Here is a 16,960-nt window from a genome sequence, read left to right as displayed (position 1 = left end):
ATATTGACTGCTCTTGTCCCCATATATGGTGCACGGCGTGATAAAGGTGTGCGGGCGGGCTTGCGGTTTGTCTAGGCAGCCGTTACCGATTCGCATCAAGTGAGTGTGAGCTGGCATGGTTCCGGCACGGTGTATGAGGAAAGATCAGGCGTGAGCGGATTGGAAACGGCGATTAGAAGCGCGTTGGAGCGGTCGGACCGCACAAAAGCGGAGGTGCGGGCGCGGATCTATCAATCTGCCCGCCAGGCGCTGGAGTCCGGTTTGCGCAAGCAGGGCGTCAATGATCCCGAAACAGTGGCCGAGCAACGTCATCAACTTGAAGCGACGATTCATTCTATCGAGCAGGAAGAGCGCGAGCGTCTGAAAGCGCAGGCCCATGTTGCGCCGCCGGATGGAGCACCTGTTGCAGCGGCAGCGCCGCCGCCTGTTGCCGTGCCGCCCGTCCCTCAGCCGCGTGCGGCTGAGCCGAACGTTCCTCCTGTGGCCAGACCCAAAGAGCCTGCCGCAGAGGATGCAGGCGCGCTCTCCTTTGGTGCAGATCGTGATCACGCCGAAGACAGCCATTCATCTTTGGATGATGTGAGGGCCGAGCGTGATGATCGCCCCTCCATGGATGTCGTTATGGGAGAGCGTCGTCAGGCAGCCCCTGCGTCTGATGTCGTCCATGAAAAACCATCCAAGCGTGGGTCTAAAAAACGCGGCAAAGCCGCAGCCAAGCCGCGTCGCAGCCGTGGCCTGTTCTCACGCATCTTTATCTTCGTGGTTATTCTCAGCTCTATCGGTATTGCCGCCTGGTGGGTCTATTCGACTGGCCTTCTTCTGACCGCAGCAGAGCGCCAGACTGGCGTGCCAACGCCGCAGCCCACAGCCTCTGCCGATGATTTTTCGGGCGATAGCCAGGAGCCGAAGACCATTGATCCGCTGCGCGGGTTTTCCAGCGCCTGGCTGGATATTTTCAAGCCCAGCGATGCCCGCGCGGTCAAGGCAGGCCCGAACGCCACGGTGGAGGTTATGGGTGCCAGCGATGGGCAGGCCGTCAAGATTGCCTCGCGCAGTTCAGATCCGGATGGCGCTGCAATTTTCACCGTTTCGCCAGATATCCTGCGCGAAATGGTGGGCAAAACCTCGACAATTGCCATCACCGTGCAATCCTCAGGTGAGAAGCCGGTGCAGTTTGCGGTATCCTGCGCGTTTGATCGGCTGGGAGGGTGTTCCCGTCATCGGTTCACAGCCAATCCGGAGCAGGCAGACTTGCTGTTTCGGGTGACCTTGCCAGCCTCGGTTGCTCCCAGCGCACCCGGCCAATTCGTCATCAATACCGATATGAGCGGCAATGGTGCCGGGATCAACGTCTATTCCATCCGCGTTCTGCCCGGGCAATAATGCCACGCGCCCATCAGAGAATGGCGGATGGCTTGCCGAGGATTTTCCCGTCAATCTCGCCTATCGCCTTGAGGTCCTTGCCCTCATAGTCCAGTGACAACAGGATGTGGCGGATGGCATTGAGGCGCGCGCGGCGTTTGTCGTTGGACCGCACCACCGTCCAGGGCGCTTCCTTGGAATGGGTTTCTTTCAGCATCCGGTCGCGCTTTTCGGTATAGTCATCCCACCGGTTGAGCGCCGCAATGTCCATGGGAGAGAGTTTCCAGACTTTGAGCGGATCGTGGCGGCGATCATGAAACCGCAGGATCTGCATTTCGCGGCCAATATCCAGCCAGAATTTGAAGAAGTGGATATTGTCCTGCTGGATCAGTTTTTCAAACCTTGGCACCTGCTCCATAAAATGCCGGTACTGGTCCTGCGTGCAAAAGCCCATCACTGGCTCGACTACCGCGCGGTTGTACCAGGAGCGGTCAAACAGCACGAATTCGCCCGCACTTGGAAATTCGGCGACGTAGCGCTGAAAATACCACTGGCCCTTTTCCGTCTCCGTCGGCTTGGTCAGGGCGACATTGCGGGCATAACGCGGGTTCATATAGGATAAAATCGAGTGGATCGTGCCGCCCTTGCCCGCGGCGTCGCGGCCTTCAAACAGCGCCATCACGCGGGCCCCTGTGGCTTGCAGCCAGAATTGAACTTTCACCAGTTCAATTTGCAGCACGCGCAATTGTTCGTCATAAATGTCCTGCTTCAGTTTTTTATCATAAGGGTAGCCACCAGACGAAAGGGCGTTCTTGTCTACCCAATCGGGCAGGACTGGATCATCAATGTCAAAGTCGCGCTGCTGGCCATTGATTTTAAGGGACACTTTGCGGCTGGCAATCGCATCAATCATTGCATTCTCCACAGTTGTTTTTTGCAGCTCTTTCGATGGGATAAATGATAAAATATTAAAAATCTTCAATAGCTTGTTGGCATATTCACCGATACGCGCACCTTTGTTGCAACTTTATGTGATGCAACACTGTCCTAAGGCGGTACAATTCTGTCATGCTGGAGAGATAAGATGTAGTCCTTCTTTGAAATGTCCAGATCCTGATACAGTCTCACGCCGAGGTTTGCCTTGAAGTATTTTTTGTCGCCCTTGCGTGTGTTTGGTCAAAGGCTTCGTCGTCGTTGGGATTTTATTCTTCTGGATGTCCTCGTCTCTGGCAGTGCGGCGCTGGCGGGTGCCAATCCCGTTTTCAGCATCATCCTGTTCGTGTTCTCGCTGGTTGTCATCATGCTTTACGGTGACGTTGATGGCACTGAGGCTCCCGTTGTGGTGCAAAAAGCATCGTCTACTGCTCCGCTCTCGGCGGAGGATGTGGAGGGTTTGCTCAAGGCAACCTTTGCGGCCATCGAGCTGCCTTGTCTGGTGTTTGGTGCCGATGGCACCGTTGCCTTTCAAAATGCTGCCGCAGAAAAGGCCTTTGGTGTGGTGACTGCTGGCGTTCACCTTTCCGCCCGTTGGCGCTCTCCTGGCATTCTCGATATGGTGCGCGAAACCGTGGGCAACGGTTTGCCCAATCAGATCGAGCACTCCGAAGTTCTGCCGTCTGAGCGCGTGTTTGTGGTGCGGGTGGCACCGCTGGCTTTGCCGCAGCTCAAGCGACGCTCGGCGCTGTTTGTCATGACCTTTCGGGATATTTCCGAACTGCGCCGTCTCGATCGCATGCGCTCGGATTTTGTTGCCAATGCCAGCCATGAATTGCGCACGCCGTTAGCGTCCTTGCGCGGTTTTATCGAAACGCTGCTGGGACCAGCGCGCAATGATGACAAGGCGCGCGAGCGGTTTTTAGGCATCATGCTGGATCAGGCCAACCGCATGAGCCGGCTGGTGGATGATCTTTTGTCGCTCTCGCGGCTGGAATTGAAGGCACATCTGGCACCAGACCAGAAAGTGGCCTTGCAGCCGGTGCTGAGCCATGTACGCGACTCCCTCAGCCCGCTGGCGACGGAGCTGGATCTGGATTTGCGCCTGCATTTGCCAGAAGAGCCGATTGAGGTGACGGGCGACCGCGATGAGCTTATTCAGGTGTTTGAAAACCTGATTGAAAACGCCTGCAAATATGGGCAGGAAGGCAAGGAGGTGGATGTCTTCCTGCGTCAGACCTCGGAAGCCGTGGAAGTCAGCATTGTTGATAAAGGTCCGGGCATCCCCGCCGATGACGTGCCGCGCCTGACCGAGCGGTTTTATCGGGTCAGTGTCACCGACAGCCGATCCAAAAAAGGCACAGGGCTTGGGCTTGCAATTGTTAAGCATATTCTCACCCGCCACCGCGCGCGCCTGATTATTCGATCAGAAATTGGGGTTGGAACAGACTTTACCGTGCGGTTTTGACATGAATGTCATAAATTCTTTTAGATGATTCTTATTTTTATAAATAATTCAATGAATTAGACTGTCATAAATGTTTCATCAAAGTGACATAAAAGCTAAGCCCATCGGGCGCTAAGTACAGGCAGCCGGAGCACGGCGAAGGCAGGCGGGGGACGCCTGCTTCCCAAACAAAAGCTCATTCTCGGGAGAGATTTATGAACATGCTGAGACTTTCTGTAGCGGCTTTGGTCGCATCTGTTGCATTTACCGGTGTGGCTGCTGCCCGCGATCAGGTTCAGGTTGCTGGTTCCTCCACCGTCTTGCCTTATGCCAAGATCGTTGCTGAAACCTTTGGCGAAACCTTCCCCAAGTTCAAGACACCTGTTGTTGAATCTGGCGGCACGGGCGCTGGCTTGAAGGAGTTCTGCAAGGGCGTTGGCCCGGAAACCATTGATATTGCCAATGCATCGCGCCCGATCAACAAGTCGGAAGCTGAAGCGTGCAAGGCTGCTGGCGTCACTGAAATTCAGGAAGTGAAGTTCGGCTACGACGGTATCGTTTTCGCCGTTGACGCGTCTAACAAGGATCTGGCTCTGGTGCCGAGCGACATCTACAAGGCGCTGGCTGCCGAAGTTGTGGTGGATGGCAAGCTGGTTGCCAACCCTTACAAGAAGTGGTCTGAGGTCAACAAGGCTCTGCCAGATACGGACGTCATGGCGTTTATTCCTGGCGAAAAGCACGGCACACGTGAAGTGTTTGAAGTCAATGTTCTGCAGCAGGGCTGCAAGGACACCGGCGCACTTGACGTGATCAAGGCTGCTGTTGGCGATAAGGATGCTGCCAAGAAGTGCATTGCTGTTCGTAAAGACGGCAAGGCTGTTGATATCGATGGCGATTACACCGAAACGCTGGCCCGCATCTCGGCCAACAAGACCGCTGTTGGCGTGTTTGGCCTGTCCTTCTACGAAAACAATGCTGACAAGCTCAAGGTTGCCACCATTTCTGGCGTTAAGCCTTCGGTTGAAACCGTTGCCACTGGCAAGTATCCAGTGTCGCGTCCGCTGTTCTTCTACGTCAAGAAGGCGCACCTGGGCGTGATCCCAGGCATGAAGGAATATGTTGATTTCTTCTTGTCCGAGCAGATGATTGGTGACGACGGCCCATTGGCAAACTATGGCCTGGTTCCTGCTCCTGAGAAAGAGCGCGAAGAATTCCGCGCCAAGTTCACGGCTGGCAAGTAAGATCCAAAACTGGCGCGGGTGTTTCATCCGCGCCAACTTTCGTTTCGGCAGGTCATGCCTTCAATCGTGATCTGTCAACCTTTTCTCCCTGCGCTTCGAGGGTAGGGGTATGGTGACCCGGGGATGTACATGAGTCTATCCATACTGTTGTTTATTGTGATCGCGATCGGGGTCGTGTCCTACCTGATGGGGGCATCGCGCGCAGCGTCTCTCGCTGGTGGCAAGGCATCCACGTTTCATTCTCGCTATGGCTATCACGGCAGCTTTGTTGCGGTGATGGCGGTTGTTCCCGCTTTTCTTGTTCTGGCTGTCTGGTTGTCGATTGCGCCCAGAGTGATTGAGACAAGCGTGCGCGAAGCGCTGCCGCAGCAGGCTCACTCGGAGGCCGCTGCCACACAAAATTTGAATTACGGTACGATCATGTCGATCGCGCGGGGGATGCGCGATCTTGATGCTGATACGCTGGGCAAGTTGCAGGCCGCCGACCCGGCCACCGCGCGCACTATTCTTGGTGATCATGGTGTGCCGCTGGCCGGTGAGCCAGACGTTTACATGCTGAAAGCAGCGGAATCGCTCAACAGCATGAATGCCGTCAACGGCATCGCCATGGCCCTGGTGACGATTGTGCTGTCGGTTGCCGGTGCCGCCCTTGGTATGCGGATGATTGCGCCGCGCTTTCGGGCACGCAATCGCGTTGAGCAGGTCATGCTGGCAGCGCTTATCCTGTGCTCGTCCATAGCCATTCTGACCACGGTCGGCATTATCCTGTCGATGTTCAGCGAGACGGTGCATTTCTTCCAGGCGGTTCCCGCGTGGAAATTCTTCTTTGGTGTGGTCTGGGACCCGCGGTTTGCAGCCGCTGGCTCTGCCGATACCGGTGGCCAGTTTGGTCTGATCCCGCTGTTGCTGGGCACGCTGTATATTGGCGCGGTTGCCATGTTGTTTGCGGTTCCTGTCGGGCTTTTCTCGGCAATCTACATGGCTGAATATGCTTCGCCAAAGCTGCGCGCTGTCACCAAGCCGCTTTTGGAAGTGCTGGCGGGTATTCCAACCATCGTTTACGGCTTTTTCGCGCTGACCTCGGTCGGGCCGTTCCTGCGCGATATTTCCGCCAAAATCAGCGGCATCGCCACCGGCGACTTTGCCAGCTTTATTCAGGCGCAAAGTGTTTTGACCGCCGGCTTCGTCATGGGCATCATGTTGATCCCCTACGTGTCCTCGCTGTCGGATGACATTATCACCGCAGTGCCTCGCTCGCTTCGAGACGGGTCGCTGGGGCTTGGTGCAACGCGCTCGGAAACAGTCAAGAATGTGATCTTGCCAGCCGCACTGCCGGGCATTGTCGGCGCGCTGCTGATGACCGCTTCGCGTGCCGTGGGTGAAACCATGATTGTGGTGCTGGCGGCAGGTGTTGCAGCCCGCATTCAGTTCAGCCCGTTTGAGCCGATGACAACCGTGACCGTCAAGATCGTCAATCAGTTGACAGGCGATCTGGAGTTCACCTCGCCGCAGACGCTGGTGGCCTTTGCGCTGGGTATTACGCTGTTTGCCATCACGCTTTGCCTTAACATCTATGCGCTTTATATCGTGCGCAAATACCGGGAGCAGTACGAATGAGTGATGTTGTCTCTCAAGGCTCTGCCGCTATTGCCGGTGCTAAAGCGCCGCGCCGCGATATTGGTATCAAGCGTCGCTACGCTGCTGAACGTCGTTTTCGCGCCTACGGCATTGCGGCCATCAGCTTTGGCCTGATTTTTCTGGCCCTGCTGCTGAGCTCGGTGGTGTCGAAGGGTTACACGGCCTTTTTGCAAACCACCATCACCGTTCCGGTGGAATTCAGCCAGAAGATCATTGATCCGAACAATCAGCGCGCCACCAACCCGGATGTTTTGTTGCCCGCCAATTATCCTCTGCTTGTGCGCAATGCATTGGCAAAGGAGCTGGGTCTGGAAACCACCAACCGCCCGGCCATGAAAGCCCTTATGGAAATGGTGTCGGATAGTGCACGCATTCAATTGCGGTCCGTGGTCATGGCCGATCCTTCGGTGATTGGCAAAACAGTGCCGATTTCGGTGCTGGCCAGCGCCACTATTGACTCCGCTTTCAAAGGTCAGTTTGACCTCACCACCGATGAGGCCAATCGCAAGATCTCTGATCAGCAGATCGAATGGATGAACAAGCTGGCGGCAAGTGGTTCCTTGCACAAGACGTTCAACACCGGCATTTTCTTCAACGGTGCATCCAGCCGCCCGGAAGCGGCCGGCGTGGGTGTGGCTTTGATCGGCTCTGCCTATATGATGTTGATCGTCTTGGTGCTGGCCCTGCCCATTGGTGTGGCGGCCTCGATCTATCTTGAGGAGTTTGCGCCCAAAAATCGCTGGACGGACCTGATTGAGGTCAACATCAACAATCTGGCGGCGGTTCCTTCCATCGTCTTTGGTTTGCTGGGTCTGGCGGTGTTCATCAACTTCATGGGTCTGCCACGCTCGGCATCGCTGGTGGGTGGTCTGGTTCTGACGCTGATGACCTTGCCAACCATTATCATCGCCACCCGTGCGGCGCTCAAAGCTGTGCCACCCTCCATTCGCTCGGCAGCGCTTGGCCTTGGTGCATCGAAAATGCAGACGGTGTTTCACCATGTTCTGCCGCTGGCCATGCCAGGCATCCTGACCGGCACCATTATTGGTCTGGCGCATGCCCTGGGTGAAACGGCTCCGCTTTTGCTGATTGGTATGGTGGCTTTTGTGGCCGATTATCCGGCAACACCCATGGATCCTTCAACGGCTTTGCCGGTGCAGATCTACATGTGGGCCAATGAAGCAGAGCGCGCCTTTGTCGAGCGGACGTCCGGTGCGATCATCATTCTGCTTCTCTTCCTGTTGATCATGAATGTCGGAGCTATTCTGCTGCGGCGGCGTTTCGAGCGGCGCTGGTAGTCGGTGCCGCCCCTGAAAGAAATGTGGACGGCTTTTCATCTGCGAATGCGCGATTGAGAAAGTCAGAGGAGTAAGTTCCATGAACATGATGTCCGAATCAGCAGTGGAAAAGGCGCTGGATCAGAAAATGAATGAGATGAACTACAAAATGGTCGGCAAGGATGTGTCCGTTTATTACGGTGAAAAGCGCGCCTTGTTTGACGTTAACCTCAATGTTCGCGAAAACACGGTGACGGCGTTGATCGGCCCTTCCGGCTGCGGCAAGTCTACCTTCCTGCGCACATTGAACCGCATGAATGACACCATTGATGGCTGCCGCGTGACGGGTCGCATCACACTGGATGAGATGGATGTGTATGATCCTTCCATCGACGTGGTGGAGCTGCGTGCGCGGGTTGGGATGGTGTTTCAAAAGCCCAATCCATTCCCCAAGACAATCTATGAAAATGTGGCTTACGGCCCGCGCATCCATGGTCTGGCGCGCAACAAGGCTGATATGGATCAGATCATCGAGAAGAGCCTGCAACGCGCTGGCCTTTGGAATGAGGTGAAGGACCGCTTGCATGAGGCTGGCACCGGCCTGTCTGGTGGTCAGCAGCAGCGTCTGTGCATTGCCCGCGCCATTGCGGTCAGCCCGGAAGTGATCTTGATGGACGAGCCTTGCTCGGCTCTGGACCCGATTGCCACCGCCAAGGTGGAAGAGTTGATCCATGAGCTGCGCGCCAATTTCACCATCGTCATCGTCACCCACTCCATGCAGCAGGCGGCCCGCGTGTCGCAGCGTACGGCCATGTTCCATCTTGGTCAGCTGGTTGAGGAAAACGACACCGACAAAATGTTCACCAATCCCGATGACCAGCGCACCCAGGATTACATCATGGGACGCTTCGGTTGAGCATTTGGCCGACGTCGAAAACAATCCGTTAAGTTGAGGAAATGGCCATGCCAGCGCATATCTACACTGCCTTTGACGAGGAATTGAAATATCTCATGCGTCGCATCTCTGAGATGGGCGGTCTTGCTGAGCAGATGGTGGCCGAATCTGTTCGCGCCCTCGTCAATTCGGATGCTGCCCTTGCCCAGAAGGTCATTTCCGATGACACGATCATGGATGCGGCCGAGCGCGATGTTGGCGATAAGGCGATCGTCACCATTGCCAAGCGTCAGCCCATGGCGGCGGACCTGCGCGAAATCATCGGTGCCCTTCGCATTGCCTCCGATCTGGAGCGCGTTGGCGACATGGGCAAAAACAACGCCAAGCGCGTGATGGCCGTGCAGGGCACCGGCGTGCCACGCAAATTGGCACGTGGCATCGAGCATCTCTCCGAGCTGGCGCTGACCCAGCTGAAGGAAGTGCTGGATGTGTACACCACACGCTCGGCGGAAAAGGCAAAGTCGATCCGCGACCGCGATGAAGAAATTGACGCAATGTACACCTCGCTGTTTCGCGAGATGTTGACCTATATGATGGAAGATCCCCGCAATATCACCACCTGCACGCATCTGCTGTTCTGCGCCAAGAACATTGAGCGCGTTGGTGACCATGCCACCAATATTGCCGAGACGATCTATTACATGACCACGGGTGCGCAGCCGGAAGGTGAGCGGCCGAAAGATGATACGACGACGGCTGTGGGCGTTGTCGAGTAAATCCAAGGGTAATTCATGCCTGATGCGGGGCGCGTCAGGCATGTTTGAGGTGAGGGGATCATGAACAGAGGTTTTGCCATGGTGGCAAGGCCTTTGCACTGTCTGGCTCTCATTGAAGGTATGAGAACGAATGCTGCCGAAGATTGCTGTGGTTGAAGACGAAGAAGCGCTGAGCGTTCTTCTTCGATATAATCTCGAAGCCGAAGGATATGAGGTCGAAACCGTGTTGCGCGGGGATGAGGCCGAAATTTGTCTGCAGGAGCGCGTGCCGGATCTGTTGATCCTGGATTGGATGTTGCCAGGTGTGTCTGGCATCGAGCTGTGCCGCCGTTTGCGGATGCGCCCTGAAACAGAGCGCTTGCCGATCATCATGTTGACGGCGCGCGGCGAAGAGAGCGAGCGCGTGCGCGGTCTTTCAACTGGTGCTGACGACTATGTGGTCAAGCCCTTTTCCACGCCAGAGCTGATGGCGCGCGTCAAGGCCATGCTGCGACGCGCCAAGCCGGAAGTTCTGTCCAGCGTGTTGAAATGCGGTGACATTGAGCTGGATCGCGAGACCCATCGCGTGCACCGCAAGAGCCGCGAAGTGCGTCTCGGGCCAACCGAGTTTCGTCTGCTTGAGTTCCTGATGGCCTCGCCGGGCCGGGTGTTTTCACGCTCGCAGCTTCTGGATGGTGTTTGGGGCCATGACATTTACGTGGATGAGCGCACCGTGGATGTTCACGTTGGACGCCTGCGCAAGGCGTTGAATTTCTCCAACATGCAGGATGTGATCCGCACCGTGCGCGGTGCCGGCTATTCCATGGAAGCTTAAGGGCATTCCTTAAGGCATAATTCCTGACAGCGGAATTCATCGTAAGCCTACGGCGCTGTCAATATCACAAAGCAAAAACGGGCCAACAGGCCCGTTTTTTGTGTTTGGTTCAATGTTGAGTGGCGGAAACAGCATTGGCCTGAAAAGGCTTGACGCGACAAAATGCGAAAACGGGATCACTCTCTGCTTTCACGCATTTTCATGCGTGAAATAGGGGGGCTTTGGTTCGTCGCTTAACGTGCCGTGGCAGCAGCCCGGCGGCGCTCATTTACAGGCTGGTAGGCCAGTTTTGCGTGGTATTTGCAATAGGGCGAGCTGTCCATGCTGTCGCAGCCGCAGAAATGGAAGTCGTCTGTCATCGGGTCGCCAACCGGCCATTTGCATGTGCGCTCGGTCAGGTCTGTCAGGGTCAGGCGGCGTGATGTTGGCAAAGTGCCACTGACAACAGCCAGCTCAACCTTGTCTTCCAGAGGCTGGATGTCCATCTCCTGCTTCAGCGCAACCGTGTCATCTGCGCGTGGTGCTGTGCGGGTAATGGTGCGCGCAGGATAGTTTGGTGCGCGTGGAGCTGGTGCCGCCGGGCGCTTTGGTGCTGTGCGCGTCGGTGTTGATGTGGCACCTCCCGCTTTGACGCGGCCCGGCAGGCAAAGTCTGTGAACTTTGCCGATCACGGCGTTACGACTGACACCGCCGCCAAGCTGGGTAGCAATCTGGCTCGCGCTCAGACCTTCTGCCCATAGTTTTGTGAGCTTTTCAACTCGTTCGTCTGTCCAGTTCATGCCGCAATCTCCGCCTGTTGCGTGCGTTTGCGCAGAATCCATCACCACGATCTCGGGAGGTCCGAAACCCAACTTGCCTCGAATTGTTGGTGACTATTCCGCCGCATGCAGTCTAGTAATTAGACATTAACCTAGTGTGAGCCTGACTCCGTGACAAGAGTCGGCGAATCATCACGAATCGAAATTCGTGCTTTTCCCCAACTTGCTGCCGATTGCGTTTTTTTCGAGTCTTGGGCGTCCGTTTTTCATGCGTGCCTGAAAGTCATGAGATCTCGATGTTTTGTTGACAATGAGGCGCTAAGTCGGAATAGTGCGGCTGCAAACTTTTGGTGTTGCTGGTCAACCCAAGATGCACAATGGCCGCCGTGATGGCGGCATTTTTAATTTTCCACCGCCGCAAGGACTGTGGAATGTCCGTTTAGATTGCCGTTGGATAAAGGATTTTCCGTCATGGCTCAGAATACTACGCCGCTGTTCAACACGTTCTCACGTGCGCCGCTGCGTTTTGAGCGAGGAGAGGGCGTTTGGCTTTTCACCGAGAGCGGTGAGAAATATCTTGATTTTGCAGGCGGCGTTGCCGTGACATCCTGCGGCCATTCCAATCCCCATCTGGTGGAAGCGTTGAAATCGCAGGCCGACAAGGTTTGGCATCTGTCCAACCTTTATGAAGTGCCCGGTCAGGAGCGCCTGGCAGCCCGGCTGGCTGAAGCAACCTTTGCCGATAAGGTGTTTTTCACCAATTCAGGTGCGGAAGCGTTGGAATGTGCGATCAAGACCGCGCGCCGTTACCATTACTCAAAAGGCCATCCGGAAAAATTCCACATCATCACCTTTGAAGGTGCGTTCCATGGCCGCACCATTGCCACCATTGCCGCTGGTGGTCAGGAAAAATATCTGGAAGGCTTTGGCCCCAAGGCTCCCGGCTTCGATCAGGTGCCTTTCGGTGATCTGGATGCGCTCAACGCTGCGATCACTGACGCAACGGCTGCTCTGTTGATCGAACCTATTCAGGGCGAAGGTGGCATTCGGGTTGTGGACAAGGAATTCTTGAAGCAATTGCGCGCCATTTGCGATGAAAAGGGCCTGTTGCTCATTTTGGATGAAGTGCAGAGCGGCGTTGGCAGAACGGGTAAGTTTTTTGCCCATGAGTGGTCAGGCATGACACCCGATATCATGGCAATTGCCAAGGGCATTGGCGGCGGCTTTCCGTTTGGCGCTTGCCTTGCCACCGAAGAAGCGGCATCCGGCATGACGGCGGGCGTTCATGGCACCACCTATGGCGGCAATCCGCTGGCCATGGCGGTTGGCAATGCCGTGCTGGATCTGGTGTTGACCGATGAATTTTTGCAAAATGTCCGCGATGTCGCGCTGGTGTTCCGCCAGGGGCTGGCCGCGCTGAAAGACCGTTTCCCGGACGTGATTGACGATGTGCGTGGCGAGGGCCTGATGCTTGGCATCAAGGCAATCAAGCCCTCATCGGAATTGCTGCTTGCCATGCGAGCAGAGCATATTCTGGGTGTGCCAGCGGGGGATAATGTTATCCGTCTGCTGCCCCCCTTGACCATCACCGCCGAAGAAGCCCGCGAGGGTTTGAAGCGTATTGAGCAGGCCGCCGAGGCCTTGTCCGCAAAGGCTGCCCCCAGCGCAGCGCAGGCTTGAAAAACAGGTAACACAATGGCATCCCCGAAGCATTTTATTGATCTCTCGGCCATGACATCCGAGGACCTCACCTCTATTTTATCCGATGCGCGCAACCGCAAGGACAGAACCAAGGCAGGCACTGCCGACAAGCCTTTGGCTGGCAAGATGCTGGCGATGATTTTTGAAAAGCCATCGACCCGTACCCGTGTGTCTTTTGATGTTGGCATGCGTCAACTCGGCGGCGAAACGCTGTTTTTGTCCGGCACGGAAATGCAGCTTGGCCGCGCCGAAACCATTGGCGATACGGCCAAGGTGTTGTCGCGCTATGTCGATGCCATCATGATCCGCACCACGGACCACACCCGCCTTTTGGAATTGGCAGAGCATGCAACAGTGCCCGTCATCAATGGTTTGACGGATTTGACCCATCCTTGCCAGATCATGGCAGACATCATGACCATCGAAGAACATCGTGGTCCGGTGAAGGGAAAAACACTGGCCTGGACGGGTGATGGCAACAATGTGCTGCATTCCCTGGTCGAGGGTGCCGCCCGCTTTGGCTATAAGATGAATATGGCCGTGCCCATGGGCTCAGAGCCGGATGATCGCATTCTCAATTGGGCGCGCAACCACGGCGGCGAGATCATGCTGTGCCATGATGCGGACCGGGCGGTAGCGGATGCCGATGCGGTGATTACCGACACATGGGTTTCCATGAACCTTGAGCACAAAGCGCGTGGCCACAATGTGTTCCAGCCGTTCCAGGTCAATGCGGATTTGATGAAGCGGGCGAAATCCGACGCTTTGTTCATGCATTGCCTGCCCGCGCACCGCGGCGAAGAAGTGACGGATGATGTGATTGATGGGCCACAGTCTGTCGTGTTCGATGAAGCCGAAAACCGTCTGCACGCGCAAAAATCCATTCTCGCATGGTGCCTTGGCGCTGTGTGACACTTGCTTTCAGCATTCTACGTGTCACAGCTCAAAGCATGGGCTGTGACACGTTTGTTTTAAAGCTTCGTCAGGAATTTTGCGCATAAGGCTTGATGCAAGGTTCACAATCATTATGTATCGGCACCATATATAGGCATTCCCCAGAAGGTTTTGCCCCACACGTTGAGGCGCGAACCGCGTGCCAGGAGTGTCAAAAATGACAGATAGATCAAACCAGCTTGGCGAATTCGGTTTCGCAGGCGATGACAAGGTTGTTCCTTTTCAGGTGGACGGCCTCGATGTGCGCGGTCGCGCCGTTCAGCTTGGGCAGTTGTTGAACAGCATTCTCGATCGCCATGCTTATCCACCTGCGGTGGCGCGTCTGCTGGCCGAGGCCATTGTGCTGACCGTGCTGATTGGCACGTCCCTGAAATTCGAAGGCAAGTTCGTGGTGCAGACCAAGAGCGATGGGCCTGTGGATCTGCTGGTTTGTGATTTTGCCACGCCAGAAAATGTCCGCGCCTATGCGCGCTTTGATGAGGAGCGTCTAGCGGAATCGCTTGCGGCTGGAAAATCCTCTCCCACGGATCTTCTGGGCAATGGCGTGCTTGCCTTTACCATTGATCAAGGCGGCTTCATGCAGCCCTATCAGGGCATTGTGCCTCTGGATGGCTCGTCCTTGGAGGATATCGCCGGTTTCTATTTCCGCCAGTCGGAGCAGATCCCGACACGGGTGCGCTTGGCCGTTGCCGAGTTGTTTGATCGCGATGGCGATGGCAAGCCGCGCCACACCTGGCGGGCGGGTGGCATTCTTGTGCAGTTTTTGCCCGAAGCGCCTGAGCGCATGGGGCATCAGGATCTGCCCGGTGATGGCGATGACAATGGCGACTATGCCACCCCTGAGCATGACAACTGGACCGAAGCCCGCATGATGGCCGATACCATTGATGGCGACGAGTTGACAGACCCGCTGATTGGCACTGAGCGTTTGCTGTTTCGCCTGTTTCATGAGCGCGGTGTGCGGGCCTATACCCCACAACCGATTTATGACCGTTGCAGCTGCTCGCGCGACAAGATCAAGGGCGTGTTGTCGGGCTTCTCAGCCGAGGAAATCACCGCCAGCGTCGAAGATGGCGCAGTGTCTGTGACCTGCGAGTTCTGCTCAACCACGTACAAGTACGAGCCGCAGGAGCTGATGCCCGCGTAAAATTGGTGTCGTGCGCCTTTGGGCGCACGACTGGTTTTAAGCTTTTCGAGCTTTGGCGATCGCTTCTTTCAGATCGCTTTCCTGCAATGCGCCGGGATAAAGGGTTGCGCCAATCACAAAGGATGGCGTGCCCTGAAAGCTTAAGCCTTCCGCTTGCAGCCAGTTGCGATCGAGAATGCCGGCAATGTCCTTTGAATTGGCGTTCACCGTCTTCGTCAGCAGGTCTTTTGATATGCCGATGTCTTCGAGTGCCTGTTGTACGCGATCTGGTGTCAGCGGGCCGGAAAGCTTGAACAATGCCTCCTGCGCGGGCTGATATTTGCCAAGTTTGGCGGCCGCCAGTACCGCTTGGGCCGCAAACACCGAGGCCGCCCCAAACACCGGCCAATCCTTCATCACCAATCGCACATTGCCATCATCCTTGACCACTTTGGTGACAACCGGATGGACGGCTTTGCAATAGCCGCACTGATAATCAAAATATTCGGCAATGGTGACATCACCTTTGGGATTGCCGAGCACCGGCACATCCTTATCAAAGAAGATGTCTTTCTGGCTGGGCTCCTTGGCCCGCAGCAACGATGGTGCGGCAAGGGTTGCAGCGGTGGCCATAAACAATGTGCGGCGCTTGATCATGATTGGGTGACCAGATTGGAGGTTGAATGCCAGGCCCAGGCCGAGCGAACAATGTCTTCGAGCGTATACTGTGGCGACCAGCCCAGTACGTCGCGTGCCTTGTCGTTGTTGGCAACCAGCGTCGTGCTGTCACCTTCACGGCGGGCCGCATATTCCACCGGGAAGGGACGGCCTGAGACCTTTTCAATGGTGGACAGCAGTTCTTTCACTGTGGTGCCCGTTCCGGTGCCGAGGTTCAATTCCACAGACGCACCATCGTTGAGCAGATATTCCACGGCACGCACATGGGCATCGGCCAGATCCAGCACGTGGATGTAGTCGCGCACACAGGTGCCGTCGTGGGTATCATAATCGCTGCCAAACACTTTGAATCCGTCGCGGCGGCCAAGGGCGGCCTCCAGCGCCAGCGGAATGGCGTGGGTTTCCGGCGTGTGCCACTCGCCGATACGGCCTTCAAAATCCGCGCCCGCAGCATTGAAATAGCGCAGGATAACCGAGCGGAAGCCGGTGTATTGGTCGTAATCCTTCAAGGCCTGTTCCACTATCCATTTGGTGCGGCCGTAAGGGTTGATTGGCGATTGGCGGTGGGTTTCATCCATCGGCACCCTGTCTGGCAGGCCATAGGTGGCGCAGGTTGACGAAAACACAAAGGCCTTGATGCCAGCCGCTTGGGCGGCCGCGAGCAGGGTAAGCGAGCCAATCACGTTGTTTTCATAGAAGGAGATCGGATCCTTGACCGATTCACCGACCTCGATCAGGGCTGCAAAATGTAAGATTGCCGCGGGCTTATGCTTGGCCAGTACCTCATCAAGGCGGGCGCGATCGCGAATATCGCCTTGCTCCAGTGGTCCCCATTTCACAAACTCGCCGTGGCCATTGGAAAGGTTGTCGTAGACAATTGGCAAAAATCCACGCTTCGCCAGGGCGATACAGGTGTGGGAACCAATATAGCCGGCACCACCAACAACGAGAATGGGCGTTTCATTCATGCAATCGTCCTCTACCAACAGCGTCTCTGTCTCTGTCTCTGTCTCTGTCTCTGTTCTAAGGCATAATCCCTGAAACCGAAATCAGTTTGCCAAGGAAATTATGCAACAAGCCTATCAAGCTCCAGTGATCTTTGCGTGTCATTTATGGCCTTCGCAAGGATGCCGGAATCTGCTGTCTGATCGGCATGGAGGGATTTTTAGGCGGACAGTGTAAATGTGCAAGAATAAATTGACGTTTACGTCAAGGTTATAGTAGCATCAACACTTGCGATTGTGCACGCTTGGCATAAGCTGAGAGAAGGCAATGACGTGAATGCGTCGCATTCCGCGCCTGTCACCGGTAGGGTGATTGGGTGAGGAGGAATATACGGTGCCGCATGTGTCTGGAGGGC

At 55.9% G+C, this 16,960-nt stretch carries 15 protein-coding genes; 11 read left to right on the top strand and 4 right to left on the bottom strand.

What is annotated here, in order from left to right:
* Positions 1 to 150: 150 nt before the first annotated feature.
* Positions 151 to 1,383: a hypothetical protein gene (locus BJF95_RS08550; RefSeq protein WP_075639041.1), complete on the top strand. Its 1,233-nt coding sequence runs from the start codon at positions 151 to 153 to the stop codon at positions 1,381 to 1,383.
* 13 nt (positions 1,384 to 1,396) lie between these two features.
* Here the strand turns inward: BJF95_RS08550 and ppk2 are convergent, their stop codons facing one another.
* Positions 1,397 to 2,275, bottom strand: coding sequence for a polyphosphate kinase 2 (gene ppk2 / locus BJF95_RS08545; RefSeq protein ID WP_075639040.1), 879 nt, complete (start codon positions 2,273 to 2,275; stop codon positions 1,397 to 1,399).
* A gap of 228 nt (positions 2,276 to 2,503) precedes the next feature.
* Between ppk2 and phoR the strand changes: the two genes are divergently transcribed.
* The 7 genes from phoR (at position 2,504) to phoB (ending at position 10,383) form a co-directional block, all read left to right on the top strand.
* On the top strand, positions 2,504 to 3,763 hold the full coding sequence (gene phoR, locus BJF95_RS08540) for a phosphate regulon sensor histidine kinase PhoR (protein ID WP_139317443.1): 1,260 nt from the start codon (positions 2,504 to 2,506) through the stop codon (positions 3,761 to 3,763).
* 194 nt (positions 3,764 to 3,957) lie between these two features.
* A complete protein-coding gene (locus BJF95_RS08535) occupies positions 3,958 to 4,983 on the top strand; it encodes a substrate-binding domain-containing protein (protein WP_075639039.1) in 1,026 nt (341 codons plus the stop codon).
* Between the two features lie 129 nt (positions 4,984 to 5,112).
* Positions 5,113 to 6,600 (top strand): phosphate ABC transporter permease subunit PstC, encoded by a 1,488-nt coding sequence (pstC, locus tag BJF95_RS08530; protein WP_075639339.1) that lies wholly within the window; start codon positions 5,113 to 5,115, stop codon positions 6,598 to 6,600.
* Positions 6,597 to 7,919, top strand: coding sequence for a phosphate ABC transporter permease PstA (pstA, locus tag BJF95_RS08525; protein WP_075639038.1), 1,323 nt, complete (start codon positions 6,597 to 6,599; stop codon positions 7,917 to 7,919). Before pstC ends, pstA begins: the two co-directional genes overlap by 4 nt.
* Before the next feature lie 79 nt (positions 7,920 to 7,998).
* Entirely contained in the window at positions 7,999 to 8,814 is an 816-nt protein-coding gene (gene pstB, locus BJF95_RS08520; protein WP_075639037.1) for a phosphate ABC transporter ATP-binding protein PstB, read from the top strand.
* A gap of 47 nt (positions 8,815 to 8,861) precedes the next feature.
* Positions 8,862 to 9,569 carry a phosphate signaling complex protein PhoU gene (gene phoU / locus BJF95_RS08515; protein WP_075639338.1) on the top strand — a complete coding sequence of 236 codons (708 nt, stop codon included), beginning with the start codon at positions 8,862 to 8,864 and terminating at the stop codon, positions 9,567 to 9,569.
* Positions 9,570 to 9,699: 130 nt separating this feature from the next.
* Positions 9,700 to 10,383 (top strand): phosphate regulon transcriptional regulator PhoB, encoded by a 684-nt coding sequence (phoB, locus tag BJF95_RS08510; RefSeq protein WP_075639036.1) that lies wholly within the window; start codon positions 9,700 to 9,702, stop codon positions 10,381 to 10,383.
* 233 nt (positions 10,384 to 10,616) lie between these two features.
* On the opposite strand, the gene BJF95_RS08505 is transcribed toward phoB, so the two are convergent.
* Positions 10,617 to 11,162, bottom strand: coding sequence for a GcrA family cell cycle regulator (locus tag BJF95_RS08505; RefSeq protein WP_075639337.1), 546 nt, complete (start codon positions 11,160 to 11,162; stop codon positions 10,617 to 10,619).
* Positions 11,163 to 11,612: 450 nt separating this feature from the next.
* Here BJF95_RS08505 and BJF95_RS08500 point away from each other — a divergent pair, with 450 nt between their 5' ends.
* The 3 genes from BJF95_RS08500 to BJF95_RS08490 all read left to right on the top strand — a co-directional run bounded on the left by BJF95_RS08500 (position 11,613) and on the right by BJF95_RS08490 (position 14,943).
* Positions 11,613 to 12,821: an aspartate aminotransferase family protein gene (locus BJF95_RS08500; RefSeq protein WP_075639035.1), complete on the top strand. Its 1,209-nt coding sequence runs from the start codon at positions 11,613 to 11,615 to the stop codon at positions 12,819 to 12,821.
* A 15-nt stretch (positions 12,822 to 12,836) separates the two neighbouring features.
* Positions 12,837 to 13,754 carry an ornithine carbamoyltransferase gene (gene argF, locus BJF95_RS08495; RefSeq protein ID WP_075639034.1) on the top strand — a complete coding sequence of 306 codons (918 nt, stop codon included), beginning with the start codon at positions 12,837 to 12,839 and terminating at the stop codon, positions 13,752 to 13,754.
* 199 nt (positions 13,755 to 13,953) lie between these two features.
* Complete coding sequence (locus tag BJF95_RS08490) at positions 13,954 to 14,943, top strand: Hsp33 family molecular chaperone (protein WP_075639033.1); 990 nt, start codon at positions 13,954 to 13,956, stop codon at positions 14,941 to 14,943.
* A gap of 36 nt (positions 14,944 to 14,979) precedes the next feature.
* On the opposite strand, the gene BJF95_RS08485 is transcribed toward BJF95_RS08490, so the two are convergent.
* Together BJF95_RS08485 and galE are read right to left on the bottom strand one after the other, a co-directional pair.
* A complete protein-coding gene (locus BJF95_RS08485; protein ID WP_075639032.1) occupies positions 14,980 to 15,579 on the bottom strand; it encodes a DsbA family protein in 600 nt (199 codons plus the stop codon).
* On the bottom strand, positions 15,576 to 16,568 hold the full coding sequence (gene galE, locus BJF95_RS08480; RefSeq protein ID WP_075639031.1) for a UDP-glucose 4-epimerase GalE: 993 nt from the start codon (positions 16,566 to 16,568) through the stop codon (positions 15,576 to 15,578). Before galE ends, BJF95_RS08485 begins: the two co-directional genes overlap by 4 nt.
* Positions 16,569 to 16,960 lie beyond the last annotated feature (392 nt).

This window comes from Rhizobium oryziradicis, assembly GCF_001939045.1.
Lineage (GTDB): Bacteria > Pseudomonadota > Alphaproteobacteria > Rhizobiales > Rhizobiaceae > Allorhizobium > Allorhizobium oryziradicis.
This window is presented reverse-complemented; position numbering and strand designations above follow the sequence as displayed.

Coding starts and splice junctions, on each gene's coding strand:
- argF (WP_075639034.1), top strand. CDS start 12,837: ATGGCATCCCCGAAGCATTTTATTGATCTCTCGGCCATGACATCCGAG.
- BJF95_RS08500 (WP_075639035.1), top strand. CDS start 11,613: ATGGCTCAGAATACTACGCCGCTGTTCAACACGTTCTCACGTGCGCCG.
- pstB (WP_075639037.1), top strand. CDS start 7,999: ATGAACATGATGTCCGAATCAGCAGTGGAAAAGGCGCTGGATCAGAAA.
- phoB (WP_075639036.1), top strand. CDS start 9,700: ATGCTGCCGAAGATTGCTGTGGTTGAAGACGAAGAAGCGCTGAGCGTT.
- BJF95_RS08505 (WP_075639337.1), bottom strand. CDS start 11,162: ATGAACTGGACAGACGAACGAGTTGAAAAGCTCACAAAACTATGGGCA.
- ppk2 (WP_075639040.1), bottom strand. CDS start 2,275: ATGATTGATGCGATTGCCAGCCGCAAAGTGTCCCTTAAAATCAATGGC.
- BJF95_RS08490 (WP_075639033.1), top strand. CDS start 13,954: ATGACAGATAGATCAAACCAGCTTGGCGAATTCGGTTTCGCAGGCGAT.
- BJF95_RS08485 (WP_075639032.1), bottom strand. CDS start 15,579: ATGATCAAGCGCCGCACATTGTTTATGGCCACCGCTGCAACCCTTGCC.
- BJF95_RS08535 (WP_075639039.1), top strand. CDS start 3,958: ATGAACATGCTGAGACTTTCTGTAGCGGCTTTGGTCGCATCTGTTGCA.
- galE (WP_075639031.1), bottom strand. CDS start 16,568: ATGAATGAAACGCCCATTCTCGTTGTTGGTGGTGCCGGCTATATTGGT.
- pstA (WP_075639038.1), top strand. CDS start 6,597: ATGAGTGATGTTGTCTCTCAAGGCTCTGCCGCTATTGCCGGTGCTAAA.
- phoU (WP_075639338.1), top strand. CDS start 8,862: ATGCCAGCGCATATCTACACTGCCTTTGACGAGGAATTGAAATATCTC.
- pstC (WP_075639339.1), top strand. CDS start 5,113: ATGAGTCTATCCATACTGTTGTTTATTGTGATCGCGATCGGGGTCGTG.